General features: G+C 64.7%; 18 protein-coding genes. 2 read left to right on the top strand and 16 right to left on the bottom strand.

Annotation, left to right across the window (positions count from 1 at the left end; all coding sequences use genetic code 11):
* The 3 genes from GPA27_RS17405 to GPA27_RS17395 form a co-directional block, all read right to left on the bottom strand.
* On the bottom strand, nucleotides 1–610 hold a 610-nt coding region (locus GPA27_RS17405; RefSeq protein WP_169141757.1), incomplete at its 3' end, for a VIT1/CCC1 transporter family protein.
* A gap of 54 nt (nucleotides 611–664) precedes the next feature.
* Nucleotides 665–1,999 (bottom strand): helix-turn-helix domain-containing protein, encoded by a 1,335-nt coding sequence (locus GPA27_RS17400; RefSeq protein ID WP_169141756.1) that lies wholly within the window; start codon nucleotides 1,997–1,999, stop codon nucleotides 665–667.
* A gap of 108 nt (nucleotides 2,000–2,107) precedes the next feature.
* Nucleotides 2,108–2,257 (bottom strand): lmo0937 family membrane protein, encoded by a 150-nt coding sequence (locus GPA27_RS17395; RefSeq protein WP_169141755.1) that lies wholly within the window; start codon nucleotides 2,255–2,257, stop codon nucleotides 2,108–2,110.
* 540 nt (nucleotides 2,258–2,797) lie between these two features.
* Between GPA27_RS17395 and GPA27_RS17390 the strand changes: the two genes are divergently transcribed.
* Together GPA27_RS17390 and GPA27_RS17385 are read left to right on the top strand one after the other, a co-directional pair.
* Nucleotides 2,798–4,054 carry an HD-GYP domain-containing protein gene (locus GPA27_RS17390; protein WP_169141754.1) on the top strand — a complete coding sequence of 419 codons (1,257 nt, stop codon included), beginning with the start codon at nucleotides 2,798–2,800 and terminating at the stop codon, nucleotides 4,052–4,054.
* Nucleotides 4,055–4,330: 276 nt separating this feature from the next.
* On the top strand, nucleotides 4,331–5,650 hold the full coding sequence (locus GPA27_RS17385) for a ferredoxin reductase family protein (protein WP_169141753.1): 1,320 nt from the start codon (nucleotides 4,331–4,333) through the stop codon (nucleotides 5,648–5,650).
* Between the two features lie 78 nt (nucleotides 5,651–5,728).
* Here GPA27_RS17385 and GPA27_RS17380 read toward each other — a convergent pair whose 3' ends face one another.
* The 13 genes from GPA27_RS17380 to GPA27_RS17320 form a co-directional block, all read right to left on the bottom strand.
* Entirely contained in the window at nucleotides 5,729–6,208 is a 480-nt protein-coding gene (locus tag GPA27_RS17380) for a VOC family protein (RefSeq protein ID WP_169141752.1), read from the bottom strand.
* A 121-nt stretch (nucleotides 6,209–6,329) separates the two neighbouring features.
* A complete protein-coding gene (locus tag GPA27_RS17375) occupies nucleotides 6,330–6,683 on the bottom strand; it encodes a 2Fe-2S iron-sulfur cluster-binding protein (protein WP_169141751.1) in 354 nt (117 codons plus the stop codon).
* Between the two features lie 9 nt (nucleotides 6,684–6,692).
* Nucleotides 6,693–7,757 (bottom strand): 4-hydroxy-2-oxovalerate aldolase, encoded by a 1,065-nt coding sequence (gene dmpG / locus GPA27_RS17370; protein WP_169141750.1) that lies wholly within the window; start codon nucleotides 7,755–7,757, stop codon nucleotides 6,693–6,695.
* Entirely contained in the window at nucleotides 7,757–8,671 is a 915-nt protein-coding gene (locus tag GPA27_RS17365) for an acetaldehyde dehydrogenase (acetylating) (protein WP_169141749.1), read from the bottom strand. Before GPA27_RS17365 ends, dmpG begins: the two co-directional genes overlap by 1 nt.
* A complete protein-coding gene (locus tag GPA27_RS17360; protein WP_169141748.1) occupies nucleotides 8,668–8,895 on the bottom strand; it encodes a tautomerase family protein in 228 nt (75 codons plus the stop codon). Before GPA27_RS17360 ends, GPA27_RS17365 begins: the two co-directional genes overlap by 4 nt.
* Before the next feature lie 33 nt (nucleotides 8,896–8,928).
* Entirely contained in the window at nucleotides 8,929–9,735 is an 807-nt protein-coding gene (gene dmpH, locus GPA27_RS17355) for a 2-oxo-3-hexenedioate decarboxylase (RefSeq protein WP_169141747.1), read from the bottom strand.
* Nucleotides 9,732–10,529, bottom strand: a complete 798-nt coding sequence (dmpE, locus tag GPA27_RS17350; protein ID WP_169141746.1) for a 2-oxopent-4-enoate hydratase — start codon at nucleotides 10,527–10,529, stop codon at nucleotides 9,732–9,734. The genes dmpH and dmpE overlap by 4 nt, the downstream gene beginning before the upstream one ends.
* Nucleotides 10,530–10,536: 7 nt before the next feature.
* A complete protein-coding gene (locus tag GPA27_RS17345) occupies nucleotides 10,537–11,997 on the bottom strand; it encodes a 2-hydroxymuconic semialdehyde dehydrogenase (RefSeq protein WP_169141745.1) in 1,461 nt (486 codons plus the stop codon).
* Between the two features lie 295 nt (nucleotides 11,998–12,292).
* Complete coding sequence (locus tag GPA27_RS17340; RefSeq protein WP_169141744.1) at nucleotides 12,293–13,354, bottom strand: NADH:ubiquinone reductase (Na(+)-transporting) subunit F; 1,062 nt, start codon at nucleotides 13,352–13,354, stop codon at nucleotides 12,293–12,295.
* A 10-nt stretch (nucleotides 13,355–13,364) separates the two neighbouring features.
* Complete coding sequence (locus GPA27_RS17335; protein WP_169141743.1) at nucleotides 13,365–13,721, bottom strand: phenol hydroxylase subunit P4; 357 nt, start codon at nucleotides 13,719–13,721, stop codon at nucleotides 13,365–13,367.
* Nucleotides 13,722–13,744: 23 nt separating this feature from the next.
* On the bottom strand, nucleotides 13,745–15,262 hold the full coding sequence (locus GPA27_RS17330; protein WP_169141742.1) for an aromatic/alkene/methane monooxygenase hydroxylase/oxygenase subunit alpha: 1,518 nt from the start codon (nucleotides 15,260–15,262) through the stop codon (nucleotides 13,745–13,747).
* 36 nt (nucleotides 15,263–15,298) lie between these two features.
* Complete coding sequence (locus tag GPA27_RS17325) at nucleotides 15,299–15,568, bottom strand: MmoB/DmpM family protein (protein WP_076602912.1); 270 nt, start codon at nucleotides 15,566–15,568, stop codon at nucleotides 15,299–15,301.
* Between the two features lie 10 nt (nucleotides 15,569–15,578).
* Entirely contained in the window at nucleotides 15,579–16,571 is a 993-nt protein-coding gene (locus GPA27_RS17320) for an aromatic/alkene monooxygenase hydroxylase subunit beta (RefSeq protein ID WP_169141741.1), read from the bottom strand.
* Between the last annotated feature and the right edge of the window lie 24 nt (nucleotides 16,572–16,595).

Here is a 16,595-nt window from a genome sequence, read left to right as displayed (position 1 = left end):
GGGCAGCCCCACCCACCCGCGCGGCAACACCGCCCAAGACTGCGAGGAAGGCGAGCGAGGTCCCCGAAACCCACGGGATCAGCGCCTGCGCCGGCGCCACGGCCGCTACCGCGAGTGGCAGCGCCGCACCGACCGCGAAGCTCGCGGCCGACGACAGCGCGGCCTGGACCGGGCGGGCGCTCAGTTCTGCGGAGATGCCGAGTTCGTCGCGCGCATGGGCACCGAGGGCGTCGTGCGCCATCAGCTGCTCGGCGACCTGTTGCGCAAGACCCGGCTCGACCCCCCGGCCGACATAGATCGCCGCCAGTTCGCGGTGTTCTGCGACCGGGTGCATCTCGAGTTCGGCGCGCTCGCGCGACAGGTCGGCTTGTTCGGTGTCGGCCTGCGACTGGACGGAGACATATTCCCCCGCGGCCATCGACATCGCGCCGGCCACCAGCCCGGCAACGCCGGCAACCAGGGCTTCCCCCTGCGCCGCACCGGCAGCCGCGACGCCGAGCACGAGACTGGCGGTCGAAACAATGCCGTCGTTGGCGCCGAGTACGGCAGCACGCATCCAGCCGATTCGGTCGGTGCGGTGGCGTTCGGCGTGACGTCGGGCAACCTTCACGTTGGGCACTCCATGTGGGTCAATCCGGAGGACACGATCGCCGCACCGGCACCATCACCTCCGGCGCAAATCCTCGAGCCGGGTTCGCCACGACGGATCACGCTCTTGCAGCGCCTTTTCGGCCATTTTTTCGGCGGTGATATCACTCACCACCATGCGGCACTCACGACCGGTTTCGTCCGCCACGGCCTCGATCCTGACGATCGCTTCGGGACGCTGGCTGCTGGCCATGAGGACGACCTCGCATTTCTTCTTGCATTTTGCGTCAAGTACCTCGTCGAAGAAGCACTTGAATGCCGGCAGGCATTCCGGCTTGATGAACGCCGCAAAACGATGCCGTCCATGTTCCGAACGCTTGATACCGAGCAGGATGGCACCGGCGAGATTCACATCGAGAATGACCCCGAGTGCATCGAGCGTAACGTAGCCGACCGGTGCAAAGTCATAGATATCGGCATACTGCCGTCGCAGCGAATCCGCTTCGTCGTACGCGTCGCGAAGTTCCTCGTTGTGCAGTTCCAGTTCGATCTGATGCACCTGCAGTTCGTGCAGCAAGCGCTCGGTATCCCAGGGCGTGGTCGGCATGCTCGGTTGAGCTATCCTCAATCGGGCCTCGGCGCGCTTGCGGAGGGTTGCCGGATTCGGCCGCGCGCGATATTTGGTCAAGGTGACCGGCACCAAGTTGAACAGACGGTCGTATTCCGCCTTGACCACGGCGTAGCATTCGCACGCCCGCGCTTCCAGGCCTTCACGATCGGTCAGCTTGATATGTCCGCGGTGGTAATGGATCAGTCCGGCCGCCTGCAGCTTTCCGGCGGCCTCGGTAACGGCTTCGCGGCGCACCCCGAGCATGCGGGCAATCAGTTCCTGGGTCACATCGAGCTGATTGCCCGGCAGCAGGTCAAAACTGAGGAGCAGCCAGCGACACAGCCGTTGGTCCACCGCGTGGTGCCGATTGCAGACGACGCTCTGCGCCATCTGCGTCATCAGCGCCTGGGCGTAAGAGAGCGACAGACGCTGCAGGCTGCCGCCCTGGTCGAGCTCCCAGCGCATCACTTCCGCCCGCAGACGGTAGGCACTGCCACCGTTCTGAACCGTCACCGTGTGCATCGTGGATTCGCCACCCAGCACCAGCGGAATGCCGACCAGGCCATCATTGCCGGTCATCGCCAGTTCGGTCGATGAGCCATCCCGGGTCGAAAAGGTCATCGAGACGATGCACGTCGTCGGGAAATAGACGAACGCCAGGTAGTCACCCGACTCGTAGAGCACCTCACCAGGCGCAAAAGTGACGAGATCCAGGTCGTCCACCAGCCGGGCGTACTCCTTCACCGGCAAGGCCGCCAGAACGCGATTCTGCCTCGGATTGTGCATCACCGAATGCGGCATTGCGCCTTCCTCATCCCGTCAGCCCGCGATTCACTGGCGGCGACACCCGCGTTCGCGAACCGAGCCGCACGAGGATATGGACGATGTGGTGCGCGGACAGGCGCACGGCTATAGCGAGCCGCGTCCGCTGATCACTCTGAGCAACACAACCACGATCGCGATCACCAGCAGGACGTGGATGAAACCGCCCAAGGTGGTCGAGGTGACCAGGCCGAGCAACCACAGGACCAGCAATACGACTGCAATGGTATAGAGCATGGAATCCTCCTCGCTTGTCAGGCCGGATCCACGCCATCGCGCGCAATCCGGGACCGCGCCGGCGGCTCGCGCCCCCCAAGGATCGCGGAAGCGCCGCCCGCCATGCGTCTACCAATATTCGATTTGATCGGGGGCGTCTGTCTGGCAGCGCACACAAGGGTCCCTGACATCCACGCGGTGGACCAAGACCGGCGTAACACGACCGACATAGGAGGAGTATGCGCTCGCCCCGTCGGGGAGGCGTTGCTGCGTTTCGGGCCCGCCGGGATGTGAGGCAAACACCTCCTAAAGAGCCCCCAAGAAACAGGCCCTTCAAAGATTCGGCGAACGCTCCGTCGAAAATCCTGAACCGCATTCCGGGTCGGACGACCAACGGCGGCGCGTTCGTCATTTTTTCAGCGTCTCCCTGACCGTGTTCTCCCCGAGTGGCTAACCTACAGTGGGATTACAGCGGTCCACCACGCGCACCACCACTCGAGAATGCGAAGATTCGTGGTCAGTCTCGTCGCGGGTTGGGTTGCCACTCGTTGGGAGCAGCACATGAACTCGTTCAACGAGCGAACCGCGGTACGGATTGCGGTCGTCAGCGCGCTGCTCGCCGCGCTGGCCAGTCCTGTCGCGTGGTTCGTCACGTATAAACGTGCCGAGGATGGAACGGTTTGGCTTGCAATCGACGAGTCACGCCGTCTTCTGCATCATTTCGGCGCCATTGACCTCACCGGCCTGGATGCAGGGGACAACGCCCGCAAGGCGGCGGATGTCCTTGCAGGGGGACTCTTCGACATTGCTGAAATCTACGATCAGGACGGACTCAAGCTCGCCCACGCAATGACCGAAGAGGGCAATGCGGTTGAGGAACAGCTACCCTCGCACGCACGTCCCGCTTACCGTGCCGGCTTTCACGAGAGCTTCAGACTTGAAGACAAACGTTGGGCGTTGCGGGTTTTTGTGCCACTGCGAGGGGCTGCCGACGCGGATCGGATCACTGGATACTTCGAAGGTGTCCGCGTCGTCCCCCCGTGGCAGCGCGAGCAGCTGCGTGCGGACGCGCTCAGCGCCGCCCTGATGGTGGGGTTCGCGTCGCTGCTGTGCGGCAGCGCAATCTATCCCGTTGTCGTACTGCTGTCCGCCGACAATGAGCGCAAGGCCCGCGAAATCCTCGATTCGCACCTCTCGATGATGGAAGCGCTCGGGCGTGCGGTCGCGATGCGGGATTCCGACACCGGGGCCCACAATTTTCGGGTTGCCTGGATTGCTGCGCGCATCGGCGAACGCCTCGACCTGGCCGGCAGGGCGATGCAGTCCCTGATCGTCGGCAGTTTTCTGCACGACGTCGGCAAGATCAGCATTCCCGATGCGATTCTGCTCAAACCGGGCAAGCTCGACGCCGAAGAGAACAAGATCATGCACACGCACGTGGCGCATGGCGAGGAGATTGTTTCCGGCATCGGATGGCTGGAGGACGCGCATGCGATTGTCGCGGCCCATCATGAAAAGTGGGACGGCTCGGGTTACCCGCGCAAACTGTCGGGTGACGAAATCCCGCTTTCCGCCCGCATATTCTCCGTGGCGGACGTCTTCGATGCGCTCAGCTCGAAACGCCCCTACAAAGAGCCGATGAGCTTCGAGGCAACGATGTCGATCCTCGAGGCCGACACCGGAAGCCATTTCGACCCGCACGTGATGACTGCCTTCCGCCCCATCGCGCGCGAGGTGTTCAACTGCCTTGGCCGCTGTAACGAGGAGGATGTCCGGCGACTGCTGGAAGAGCGGGTTCGCTTCCATTTCGGCGTTTAATGCCTGAGGCGACTAGAACCAAGCGCCCTCCGGAACTGCGACTGCGTTCTTTCGATTGGCAATCTTGTCCCGCGCTCAGGGTCCGCACGGCGCTCAGCGTCAGGCCGGCGACGGCAAGCAATTTCAGCTCGCGCACCGTTCAGAATCGATTCACATCTGCGTGCGCACAATGTGTTCCATGCGATCTCGGCAGGCAAGGAAGCAATCATGACTTGGCCTGACGCTTGCCTTGGACGCTCCCATCGCTGGACATCCCCCACCCGCCGGAGAACGCGCATGATTCCCGCACTGACTGCAGTGATCGCCATTGTTGCCGGCACCTGGGGCTGGGGCCTTGTCATGAACGGTGCGGGTCCGGGATCACTGCCGTGGGTTGTCTACGACCAGGGGCTCTACCTGAGCGGCCTGCTCGCGATCGCATTGATGTCGCTCGCGATGGTGATGGCGGCGCGACCGCTCTGGGCCGAGCGCGTACTGGGGGGCATGGACCGCACTTACCAACTGCACAAATGGGCGGGCATTCTGGCCGCCGGATTCGCAGCATCGCATTGGCTGCTCGAGATGGCCGATGACGTGATCGAGACACTGTACGGTGAAGCTGGCCGCGCGGGTGACGAGGACGTCTCGGGCGTGCTGGGTACGCTCCGGGATGCCGGGGAGGAACTCGGCGAGTTCGCGATCTACCTCGTCCTCGCGATGATCGTCCTGGCGCTGTGGAAGCGCTTTCCTTACAAATTCTGGCGCCACATTCACCGCGCGATGCCGGTCCTGTACCTGATGCTCGCCTTTCATGCCGCCGTGCTGGCGCCGACGACTTACTGGAGCGAGCCGACCGGGTTGCTGCTTGCAATGGCGTTGTCCGCCGGCACGCTCGCCGCCGTCTGGTCCCTGACAGGACGCATCGGCCGCGGCCGGCAGGCCCGGGGTACCGTGACCGCAGTGGCCTCACCGGCGGCGAACGTGACCGAAGTGGTTTGTCGCCTCGACGGGAACTGGCGCGGACACCAGGCGGGGCAGTTCGCATTCGTGACCTTCAATCGGCTGGAGGGCGCGCATCCCTTCACGATTGCCAGCGCGGACCAGGGCGACCGCAGCGTGGGGTTCCAGATCAAGGCGCTCGGCGACTACACCCGTGAGCTCTCGCGCCGCATCACCGTGGGCCAACCCGTCACCGTCGAAGGCCCGTATGGACGCTTCGAACTGGCGCGTCAGGACCGCAAGGCGAGGCAAATCTGGGTCGCCGGCGGAATCGGCATCACGCCCTTCCTCGCCTGGCTCGACGCGCTTCGGGGAAATCCCTCCGCAGCGCCGGTTGCCGACCTGCACTACTGCACCCGCGCCGGCGCGGACGACCCGTTCGTGGGCCGACTGGAAACGCTATGCCGAGACCTCCCGTCTGTCACGCTGCATGTTCATGACACCGCTCGAGACGGCGCCCTCAGCGCCGAAAGGCTGGCGAGCTTGCATGACCGCAGTCAGCGGGTGGAAGTGTGGTTCTGCGGCCCGCGTGCCTTTGCGGAGCAGCTGCGAAGCGGATTCGCGCGAGCCTGGCTCGGCCGCTTCCGCTTCCATCAGGAAGCCTTCGACATGCGGTGACGGATGCGAGAAGCGCTCGCCGACAGCGGGCTGCTTCGCGCCTTGATCCGGGCAAGGTGATGCTGCCGACGCCCGGATTCACCCGCGGCGAGCCGCCTCGATCGCAGCGATATCGATCTTTGTCATCCCCATCATCGCCTCGAACGCCCGCTTGGCCGCCGCCCGGTCAGGATCGGTGATCGCGTCCATCAGCGCGCGGGGGGTGATCTGCCAGGACAGCCCCCACTTGTCCCTGCACCAGCCGCAGGCGCTTTCCTCGCCGCCGTTTCCGACGATCGCGTTCCACAGACGGTCGGTTTCGGCCTGGTCATCGGTCGCGACCTGGAACGAGAAAGCCTCATTGTGTTTGAACTCCGGGCCTCCGTTCAGCCCGAGACAAGGGATCCCCATCACTGTGAACTCGACCGTCAAGACATCGCCCTGCTTGCCCGCCGGATAGTCGCCGGGAGCGCGATGGACAGCGCCCACCGCGCTGTCCGGGAAGGTCTCAGCGTAGAACTTCGCTGCGTCCAGCGCGGTGCCGTCGTACCACAGGCAAATCGTGTTCTTGCTGGCCATCTTCGCTCTCCTGTTGGGCCTGATAGGTGCACAGACACCGCGCAGGCGACAGGTTCCGCCGCAGCCTAGAAAGCTGCTGGCGAACGACTGCGGTGACTATCTGCCTGGATAATCACGACGTTCATTCGTCCACCTCAGCATCAAGCGAAGGCAGTCGTGGGGAGGGCACAGCAGTTCGAGCAAGGCACTTGTGCATCTTGCCGACGACCCGAAGCGAGATGTCACTGCGCGGATATACGCGACAGGCCAGCACACGCCCCTGCGCCTGATCCACAACGCTCACGTGCTGCCTGCTCATCACCCGTGCCTCGAATTCGCCCGCGGTCACTTCGATCTTGCATACCCCGCAGCCGCCGCCGCAGCAACCGGCGGGGATGCCGCGCCGGCCCAGGCGCACCATCCCCGACAGCAACGATTCCTCGTCGGCGCAGTCGTAGCGCTCGCCGGTGTCCTCGATCGTGACGGCGAACTTCATCGCCCGCGCTCAGGCCGCTGCACCCTGCAGCAGACCGCGTGCCTTCGCCATCGTCATCGCGGTGTCCTGGATCATGTCTTCCTGGCCGCCGATCATCTTCTGGCGGCCCAGTTCGACCAGGATGTCGCGCGCCGGCACGCCGAAGCGCTCGGCCGCCCGCTTCGAATGCAGCAGGAAGGTCGAATACACGCCCGCGTAGCCCAGGGTCAGCGATTCGCGGTCGACACGGACGATGTGGTCCATCATCGGCACGATGACGTCCTCGGCGACATCCATCAGCTTGAAGAGATCGACGCCGGTGACGATGCCCATGCGCTCGCACACCGCCGCGAAGACTTCGAGCGGCGTGTTGCCGGCGCCCGCCCCCAGACCCGCGACGGAGCCGTCGATGCGGCTCGCGCCCGCTTCGATCGCGGCAATCGAGTTGGCGATGCCCATGCCGAGGTTGTGATGGCCGTGGAAGCCGATTTCCGTTTCGGGCTTCAGCACCTCGCGCAGCGCGCCGACGCGCGCCTTCACGTCATCGGGCAGCATGTAGCCGGCCGAGTCGGTGACGTAGATGGTCTGCGCACCGTAGGACTCCATCAGCTTGCCCTGCTGGGCGATGCCGGCGGCGTCGTTGAGGTGCGACATCATCAGGAAGCCGGTCGTGTCCATGCCGAGCTTGCGTGCATAGGCGATATGCTGCGGCGACGTGTCGGCTTCGGTGCAGTGGGTCGCGACATGCACGCTGCGGGCACCGGCGTCATACGCCGACTGCAGTTCCTTCATCGTGCCGAGGCCCGGAATCAGCAGTACCGACACCTTGGCCTGCTTCATCTTCGACGCGACGGCGGAAATGTATTCCTCGTTCGGTGCCATCGCGAAGCCGTGCTGCAGCGAGTTGCCGCCGAGGCCCGCGCCGTGCGTGACCTGCACGTAGGGGATGCCGGCGTCGTCGAGGGCGGTGGCGACCTTCACCATCTGCTCGACGCTGATCTGCTCGCGCTTGGCGTGCATGCCGTCGCGCAGGCACATGTCGTGCAGGACGACCTTGCGCCCCTTGAGGCTGCTGGAAGTATTCGACTGGCTCATCACACGGTCTCCACGGCTTTCAACTGGATCTTTCCGGCGAGGATTTCCTCGGCGAACATCTCGGCGGTGCGCGTCGCGGCCGCGGTCATGATGTCGAGGTTGCCGGCATACTTGGGCAGGTAGTCGCCGAGACCGGCGACTTCGAGGAAGACGGACACCTTGTTGCCGTCGAAGATCGGGCCATTGACGAGCTTGTAGCCCGGCACGTACTTCTGCACTTCGCCGATCATCTGCAGGATCGACTCGGTGATGCGCGCGTGATCCGGCTCGTCGTCGGTCAGGCAGTAGATCGTGTTGCGCATGATCATCGACGGCTCGGCCGGGTTGATGATCGCGAGAGCCTTGCCACGGCGCGCGCCGCCCACGACCGTGATCGCGTTCGACGTCGTATAGGTGAACTCGTCGAGGTTCGCCCGCGTGCCGGGCCCGACCGACTTCGACGCGAGGCTCGCGACGATCTCGGCGTACTCGACGCTCTGGATGCGCGACACGGCGTGCACGACGGGGATCGTGGCCTGGCCGGCGCACGAGATCATGTTCACGTTCATTTCGAGCTTGTCGGCGTGCTGGCGCAGGTTCACCGGTGGCACGCACAGCGGGCCGATTGCGGCCGGCGTCAGGTCGATCATCATCACGCCCAGCTCGTTGAGCTTGCGGCTGTTCTCCGCATGGACGTAGGCGCTGGTCGCGTCGAAAGCGATCTGGATGTCGTCATCCAGCACGTGCGGCAGCAGGCCGTCGACACCTTCCGCGGTGGTCTTCAGGCCCATCTCGCGTGCGCGCGCCAAGCCTTCGGACGACGGGTCGATGCCGACCATCCACACCGGCTCCAGCACCGGGCTGCGCTTGATCTTGTAGATCAGGTCGGTGCCGATGTTGCCGGACCCGATCAAGGCGCACTTGATCTTCTTCATTGGGCTTGCTCCTGCAGTGCGGCGACGCGTTGCCGTTCGGCACGCTCCGCCAAAGTTTCGCCGGCAACGAAGAACTCTTCGTTGGCGTGTTCGGTAATCAGGATGCGCACGGCTTCGGACTTGACGCCGAGCGCGTGGATGACGGCTTCGGTCACGGCGGAAGCGACCTTGCGCTTCTGCTCGGCCGTCCGCCCCTCCGAAAGGTGCATTTCGATGATTGGCATGGGTCTCTCTGTCTTTATTGGGATTGGGAGTGTTCAGACGAAGCGCATCGACACGCTGCCGAGTTCCTGGAAGCGCGCGACGACGCTGTCGCCCGGCTTCACGGGTATCGCCTCGGTGATACCGCCGCTCATGACGAAGCTGCCCGCGGGCAGGTGTTCGCCCATGTCGGCGAGGATGTTCACCAGCATCGCGATCGCCTCCGCCGGGTGACCCAGCACGGCCGCCGAGGCGCCCATCGCGACCGTCTCGCCGTTCTTTTCCATCACGACGCCGAGCGTGCGCAGGTCCAGTTCCTCGAAGTAACGCGCACGGCCACCGCCGACGAAGCGTGCCGACGAGCCGTTGTCGGCGATCACGCTGGCGAGGTCGAACTTGAAACCCGAAAAGCGCGAATCGATGATCTCGACGGCCGGCAGCACGTAGTCGGTCGCGTCGAGCACGTCCTCGCGGGTGCAGCCCGGACCGTGCAGGTCCTTCTTCATCACGAACGCGACCTCGCACTCGACGCGCGGATGCACGAGATCGGCGGTGGAGATCGCGGAGTTCTCGGGCCGCGCCATGCGGTCGGTGAGGAAGCCGATCGACGGCACGTTCACGCCCATCTGCTGCATCTTGGCCTTGGACGTGAGGCCCGCCTTCCAGCCGACCAGCCGGTGGCCCGCCGCGAGGTAGCGCCGGCGCAGTTCGCTCTGCACCGCATAGCCGTCGGCGATCGTCATGGCCGGATATTCGTCGGTCAGCTTGGGGATCGCGTAGGCACGCGTCTGGGCGCCTTCGACGCGCTCGCTCAGGCGCACGATGTCCTCGCGCGACAGCGTCAATTCATTGCTTTGGCTCATACCGCGCTCCTTCCGGAAAATTTCACCCGGCAGCTGCCGAGGCCGCCGACCGTGCAGACGAGTTCGTCACCATCGACGACCGGCACGAGGGCCGACTGCGAGCCGGAGAGGATCACTTCGCCGGCCTTGAAGGGAATGCCGAGTTCGCCGAGCGTATTGGCGAGCCACGCGACGGCATTCGCGGGCGAGCCCTGCACCGCCGCGCCGACGCCAGTCGAATGCACTTCGCCGTTCTTCTCCAGCACCATGCCGGCGAGCGTGATATCGAGTTTCCTCGGGTCGCCCTTGGTTTTGCCGAGCACATACACGCCGCACGAAGCGTTGTCGGCGACGGTGTCCTGGATGCGGATCTTCCAGTCGTTGATGCGCGAATCGACGATCTCGAAGCACGGCACGACGTAGTCGGTCGCGCGGATCACGTCCATCGCGGTCACGCCCGGCCCCTTCAGGTCGTGCTTGAGCACGAACGCCAGTTCCGCCTCGGCCTTCGGCTGGATCAGCGAGCCGAGGTCGATGACGTCGCCTTCCTGGTACACCATGCCGGACGTGAGCTGGCCGAAGTCCGGCTGGAACACGCCGAGGAAATCCTGCACCGGCTTGCTCGTGACGCCGATCTTCTTGCCGACGATCCTCTCGCCCGCCTGCACGCGGCGCTCGATGAAGCGCAGCTGGATGCGGTACGCGTCGTCGAGGGTGATGTCCGGTTCGCGCTCGAGCAGCGGCGGCACCGTCTTGCGGGCGACGAAGCACTCGTAGAGTTCGTCGCCGTACTGCCTGATCTTTTCTTCGTTCATGACGTCCTCAGAGCTTCACGCAGATGTTTCGCGTTTCCGTATAGAACTCGAGCGAATGCACGCCGCCCTCGCGGCCGATGCCCGATTGCTTGGAACCACCGAATGCGGTGCGCAGGTCGCGCAGGAACCAGCTGTTGATCCAGGTGATGCCGACCTCGACCCGGGCGGCAACGCGGTGCGCGCGGGCGAGGTTGGTCGTCCAGATCGTCGTCGACAGGCCGTAGTCGGTGTCGTTGGCCAGCGCGACGACTTCGTTCTCGCTGTCGAACGGGCGAATGTGACAGCACGGTCCGAAGATTTCCTCGCGCACGACCGACGCGGTCTCCGGCAGGCCGGTCCAGATCGTCGGCTCCACCCATGCGCCTTCGGCGAGTGCGCCGGGCATCTGCGGCACGCCGCCACCGGTCACGACCGTGGCGCCCTCCTCGACCGCCTTGCGGTAGTAGGAGAGAACCTTCTGGCGGTGCTCCTGGCTGATCAGCGGACCGTAGTTGGCGTCGTGGTCGTCCGGGCGGCCGAACTTCACGCCCTCGGCCTTCTCCTTCAGCGCCTGCACGAAGCGCTCGAAGATCGGGCGCTCCACATACACGCGCTCGGTGCCAAGGCACACCTGGCCCGAGTTCAGGAACGCGGAGCGGAAGATGCCTTCGACCGCGGCGTCGAAATCGGCGTCCGCGAACACGATGCCGGCGTTCTTGCCGCCGAGCTCGAAGGACACATCGCGCATCCCCTCCGACGCCGCCTTCATGATCGCCGTGCCGGTGCGGGTTTCGCCGGTGAAGGTGATCGCATCGACGCCCGGATGACGGGTCAGGAACTCGCCCGCCGAATCCGGCCCGAAGCCATTCACGACGTTATAGACGCCCTTCGGCACGCCGACGGCGTTCATCACTTCGCCCAGCAAGGTGGCGGTATTCGGCGCTTCCTCCGACGGCTTCACGATGACGGTGTTGCCGCAGGCGAGCGCCGGTCCGACCTTCCACGTCATCAGCAGGAAGGGTGCGTTCCACGGGCAGACGACCCCGATGACGCCCTTCGGCACGCGGATGCCGTAGTTCAGCGCGCCGCGGCCATCCGGCGTCGCCATCTGGAAGGATTCGGTCGGGACGTTCTTGACGACATCGGCGAACACCTTGAAATTCGCCGCCCCGCGCGGGATGAAAACGTTCGTCATGACATGGCGCGGCTGCCCGGTGTCGGCCATCTCGGCCTCGACGAAGTCCTCGAAGCGGCGCGTGATCTCGTTCGCGACGCCGTACAGCAGCTCGACGCGCTGGTCCGTGGTCAGGCCGCCCCACTCGCCGTGCAGTGCGCTGCGCGCGGCCTTCACGGCGGCATCGATTTCGGCCTGGCCGGCCTCGGCGATCGACGCGATCACCCGGTTGTCGAGCGGCGAACGCTTGTCGAAGCGCTTGCCGCTCGCAGCGGCCACGAACTCGCCGCCGATGAAATTCTGAATCTGACGCATGGTCACCCTCACTCGTTTGTAGCTGTTATTTCGCCCGCATCGTGTGCGACTTGCCGGGCATGGAAACCAGTCTAGGAACGGCCAGATATACCGTCCAATACTTTTAGTTTCGATTCCCGATACTCGCTAGGTATCGACTTTCGCGGTCGATCGCCGTCCACAGCGTCCTGATTCCCGGCACAACGCAGCCCCCGGCGGGCGGTACTCCGTGCCGACGCCTCCGCCACGCGTTGAAGGAGGCGCGGAGTACCGCCCGACGGGGGCGGCTCACTAGCACGGCTTTTTCAAATCCCTATCAGATCGCCTTGAACAGCGGGCTGCGGACTTGCTGCGCATCAGCCGCGGAGATGAACTTCTCGGTATAGATATCGCGCTCGAACAGCCGCCCCTGCATCAGCGTCGTGATGCACGCATCGATCATCAGCGGCGGCCCGCACAGGTAGGCCTTGTGACCGCGAAAGTCGTTGTCGAAGTGGTTCTTCGCCGCCTCGTGCACGAAGCCGCGGAAGCCCTGCCAGTCCGAGCCTTCGGGTTCGTGCGACAGCGCCGGCACGTAGCGGAAGTTCGGATGTCGTTCGGCCAGCGCGAGGAACTCGTCGTGGTAATACAACTCCTCGCGCGTTCTCTGCCCATAGACCAGCGTGATCGGCAGCTCGAAACCCTCCGCCAGCAGATCGAGGATCATCGACCGCGGGCTCGACAACCCCGACCCGCCCGCCATGAAGACCACCGGCACCTGCGCCGACTTCTTCACGAAGAAGCGGCCATAGGGGCCCGCGATCTTCGCGCGGTCGCCCACGCGCAGCGTCTCGTGCACGTAGCGCGTGCCCTGCCCGCCCGGCACGATGCGGATGTTGAGCTCGATCTCGCCCGCGTCGGACGGCGCACTCGCGACCGAGAACGCCCGGCTGCCGATGCCGTCCGGCAGTTGCAGATTGATGTACTGCCCGGCCTGGAAGCGCATGCCTTCCGGATCATCGAGCTTGATCCACACGCCCTTGATCGTCGGCGTCAGCGTTTCGATGCGGCTCACGGTGCCGGCGAAATCGCGCACCGGCAGGTTCTCGGCGTCCGGGTCTTCCTCGATCTCGGCTTCGATCACGAGGTCGCTCTGCGCCGTCGCGCAGCACGCCAGCGTCTTCTGCTCGTCGCGCTCGAAGTCCATCAGCGCGAAGCTCGAGGCCTCGCCGTGCTCGATCTCGCCATCGACGACCTGCACCTTGCAGGTCGCGCACAGGCCGTGACAGCACGCATGCGGCAGATAGATGCCCGCGCGCAGCGCCGCGTCGAGAATCGTCTGCCCTTCCTCGATCTCGATCGTCTGGCCGAGCGGTTCGATCGTCAACTCATAGCTCATGGCAAACCCCTCAGGCAGCCGCCGACAGCGAAGCAAGGCCGGGCGTGCGCATGCGGAGCTGGTCCTTGTGGCCGATGCCGTTGTCCGCGAGGCTGCGCTCGAAGTCCGGCGTCCAGGGCTGGTTCGACTTCAGCCACTCCACCTTGGTCCAGTCGATCGCGGCGGCGTCCGGGTCCGGCTGCACGAGCGCGCTGAGCGGCCCTTCGACGAGTTCGCGGAAGGTCGTCTGCGGCGGCAGGCACAGCAGGAACGGCGCTGCGAACAGCAGGTGATGGTCCCAGCTCACATATACGAGCTGCTTGCCGTTGAAGTTCTCGACGCGGTCGCGCGGCACGCCGACGTATTCCTTGATTGCTGCTACGGTCATGATTTGTCTCCTCCGGGTCGGTTTCAGGTGTTCGAGGTCGCCATCCCGCGCCACTGGTCGAAGTTGCGCTGGTCGCGGGAACCCGAGTAGTCGCCGTTGTCCTCGCCGTCGCGCAGGCCCACCCAGTTCATCCAGGCGCCGATGTCGCCGTTGAGCTCCTGGAACAGCGACGGCATCGGCAGCCACGCTTGCACGTACTTCTCGGGCTCGTTGTCGAAGATGTGCTGGCAGCCGTCGGAGCAGAAGTGGTACTTCTCGCCCTTGTATTCGGTCTCGCGATGGCAGGACATCGTCGCGTCGTCCGGCTCGGTGAACACCACTGGCAACTGGCAGGTCTGGCACAGCTTCGCCAGGCCGAAGTTCTTGAACGGCGTGCCGGCGACGGCGAGCTTGCGGATGTGATCCCAGCGCGGGCGGTAGTACTTGTCGAAGGTCGTCGGGTACTTCGCCGACAGCCAGTCCATGTCCTCGTCGGACGGAATCCACGAGTGGAAGGACGTGCCGAAGCTCCATTGGTACAGGCCCAGCATGAACTGGTGCGACATGTGGTCGATGGCCTTCTCGGCGTCATCCCAGCCCTTGGGCGGGCGGACGCCGTAACGCGCCAGATCCTTGAACAGCGCGCCGCCGTTCTCGACGCCGTAGATCTCCCACGCCTCGCGCCACGACATCACGCGCTTGGGCAGCATGTAATCCATCATGGTCGAGACGAGGCCGAGCACACGGAAGCCGCGCCAGAACCACTTATCGAGCCAGCCCTGCACGATCGGCAGGTTGTCCGGGTCCTGCTCGAGCATGAACTTGATGCACTCGAGGCCGAGCGTCATGTGGCGCGCCTCGTCCGACTGCGCCGAGAAGCCGAAGGTCACCGTCGCCATGTCGCCGTTGTAGGCCGCACCCGACATGAAGGGCACGAACAGCAGGTTGGTCAGCACATACTCGAACGAGAAGCCGATCGCGATCATGAATTCGAACGGGCCGGCCGACATCGCGTCGTCGAAGAACGAGCGCGCCACTGACGTGTACCAGATGCGGTCGCGCGCATCGGCGAAGGCGTGGAAGCCGTCGTAGTACTTGTTGTAGTTCGACAGCGCGTGGATCTGCGTCTGCGCGTGGCGGATCTCGTCGATCGCCTGCATCTGGCAGGCCACCTGCGTGCCGACGCCGGGGAACTCGCGGCCGACGCGGGCGAACCCCTTGTGCGCGGCATATTCGCCCGGGCTGATCGCCTGCAGGAAGATCTTCAGCGCCGACAGGTAGCGCGCATCGGTGATGTTGAGGTGGCCGTTGTTCTGCGCATGCGCGTCGATGATCGCGTAGAACTTGCGCTCCTTCTCGGCCTGGTACTTCCAGTACGAATCCATCGTCAGACGGAACGGGTCTTCCCACTTGTCCCAGTCATGCACCTTGATCCCCTCGTAATTCACGTAGGGGAACACCTCGTCCTTGGCGCGGTAGGTCGGCTCCCAGCCGAGATCGCGCGTCATCAGCCGGTACTTCTCCTTCAGGCCGAGCTTCTTCTTCGCAACTTTCATATCCATGTCGGTCTCCTCAATTTACCCAAACTCGTGGCCCGATTACTCGGCCCAGCTCAGCGTGAGCGAGTCGTCGTCTTCGGTGACGTTGCCGCCGAGCGTGATCAGGTTGATGTGCAGTTCCTGGAGGTCGAACTCGCGGCCGATCTGCTCCTCGATCGTTTCCTTGCGGATCACCAGCCGGTTCGGCGCGTCGATCTTCACCATCGCAGGCTGGCGATTGACGACCGCCAGCGGGTTGTCGATTTCGATCGCCTCGATGATCGGGCGGGTTTCTTCGTTGGCCTGCAGGGCAATGAATACGGTGGACATGCGGGGCCTCTCAGAGCGTGATGCCGGTTTTCTGGATGCGCGCGCGGAAGTCCGCGAGCTGCTCGCCGACAGCGTCGTCGGCCTGCGCGCCGAGCGCGATTTCCACCACCGGCAGCAGCGCCGACGCGGCACGGGTGCTCCACGCGCGGATCCAGTCCTGCAGCACCGCGCGGTTGTTGTCGGATTCGGCCGCAGCGACCTTCAGCACGGCATCGACCCACTTCTTCGTCTCGTCGAACCAGTCGGTCATGAACTGCGTGAGCATCGCGACGGCCGAGCCGCCCTGCGCCGAGAGGGTGTCATCGACGATGCGGGCGTACACCAGCGGGTACAGCAGGCCGTCGAGCGCGACGTTCTGCGCGACGAAGGCTTCGAACGGGTCGCGCAGCACCAGCGTGTCCTCGACGTAGCGGCGCAGCGGCTGCCACGCGGAGTCTTCCAGCCATGCGGCCTTGCCCTCGTCCAGCGCTTCGGTGTCGCCGAGCAGCAGCCCTAGGCGCGACAGGTATTGCGCGATGCCGAGGTTGTCCATCGCGTGGTACATGCACGGCTGCGTGAAGATGGTGCTGTAGCCGTAGCCGCAGATCAGCGTGTTGTTCTGGTTCGCGCCCCAGGCGGCGTGACGCAGCGGCACCAGCAGCTTCAGCGCCGTCTCGCGCACCGCCGGCGGCAGCATGTCGGCGAGTCCGCGCGATTCGACGAAGGCGAAGTTGGATTCGGTCGCGTCCTGCTGGCGGGCGCGCGCCAGCGTGTAGGTGCTGTAGTAGAACTGGCGCGGATCCTTCAGCGCGTACCAGTCCTGCATCACGATCTTCGTGATCTTCGCGTCGTAGAGCTCCTGGTCGGGGTCCCAGGTCGGCTTGTAGTGCAGGTTCTCGGCGGCCTGGATGTCGTAGCCGCCTTCCTGGTAGCGCGACGCCGGCTTGTCGCCGAAGCGGCGGGCCAGGTGGTCGAAAGTCTGGCGCAGCGGCTGGATGCTCACTGTGCGGAGGTCGATCTGCATGTTTGTCTCCTGAAGCGCGCTCCA

The sequence above is a fragment of the Aromatoleum toluolicum genome (genome assembly GCF_012911005.2).
GTDB classification, from domain to species: Bacteria; Pseudomonadota; Gammaproteobacteria; order Burkholderiales; family Rhodocyclaceae; genus Aromatoleum; species Aromatoleum toluolicum.
The sequence above is the reverse complement of the archived record's forward strand: the minus strand, read 5'-3'. Positions and strand labels throughout refer to the sequence as shown.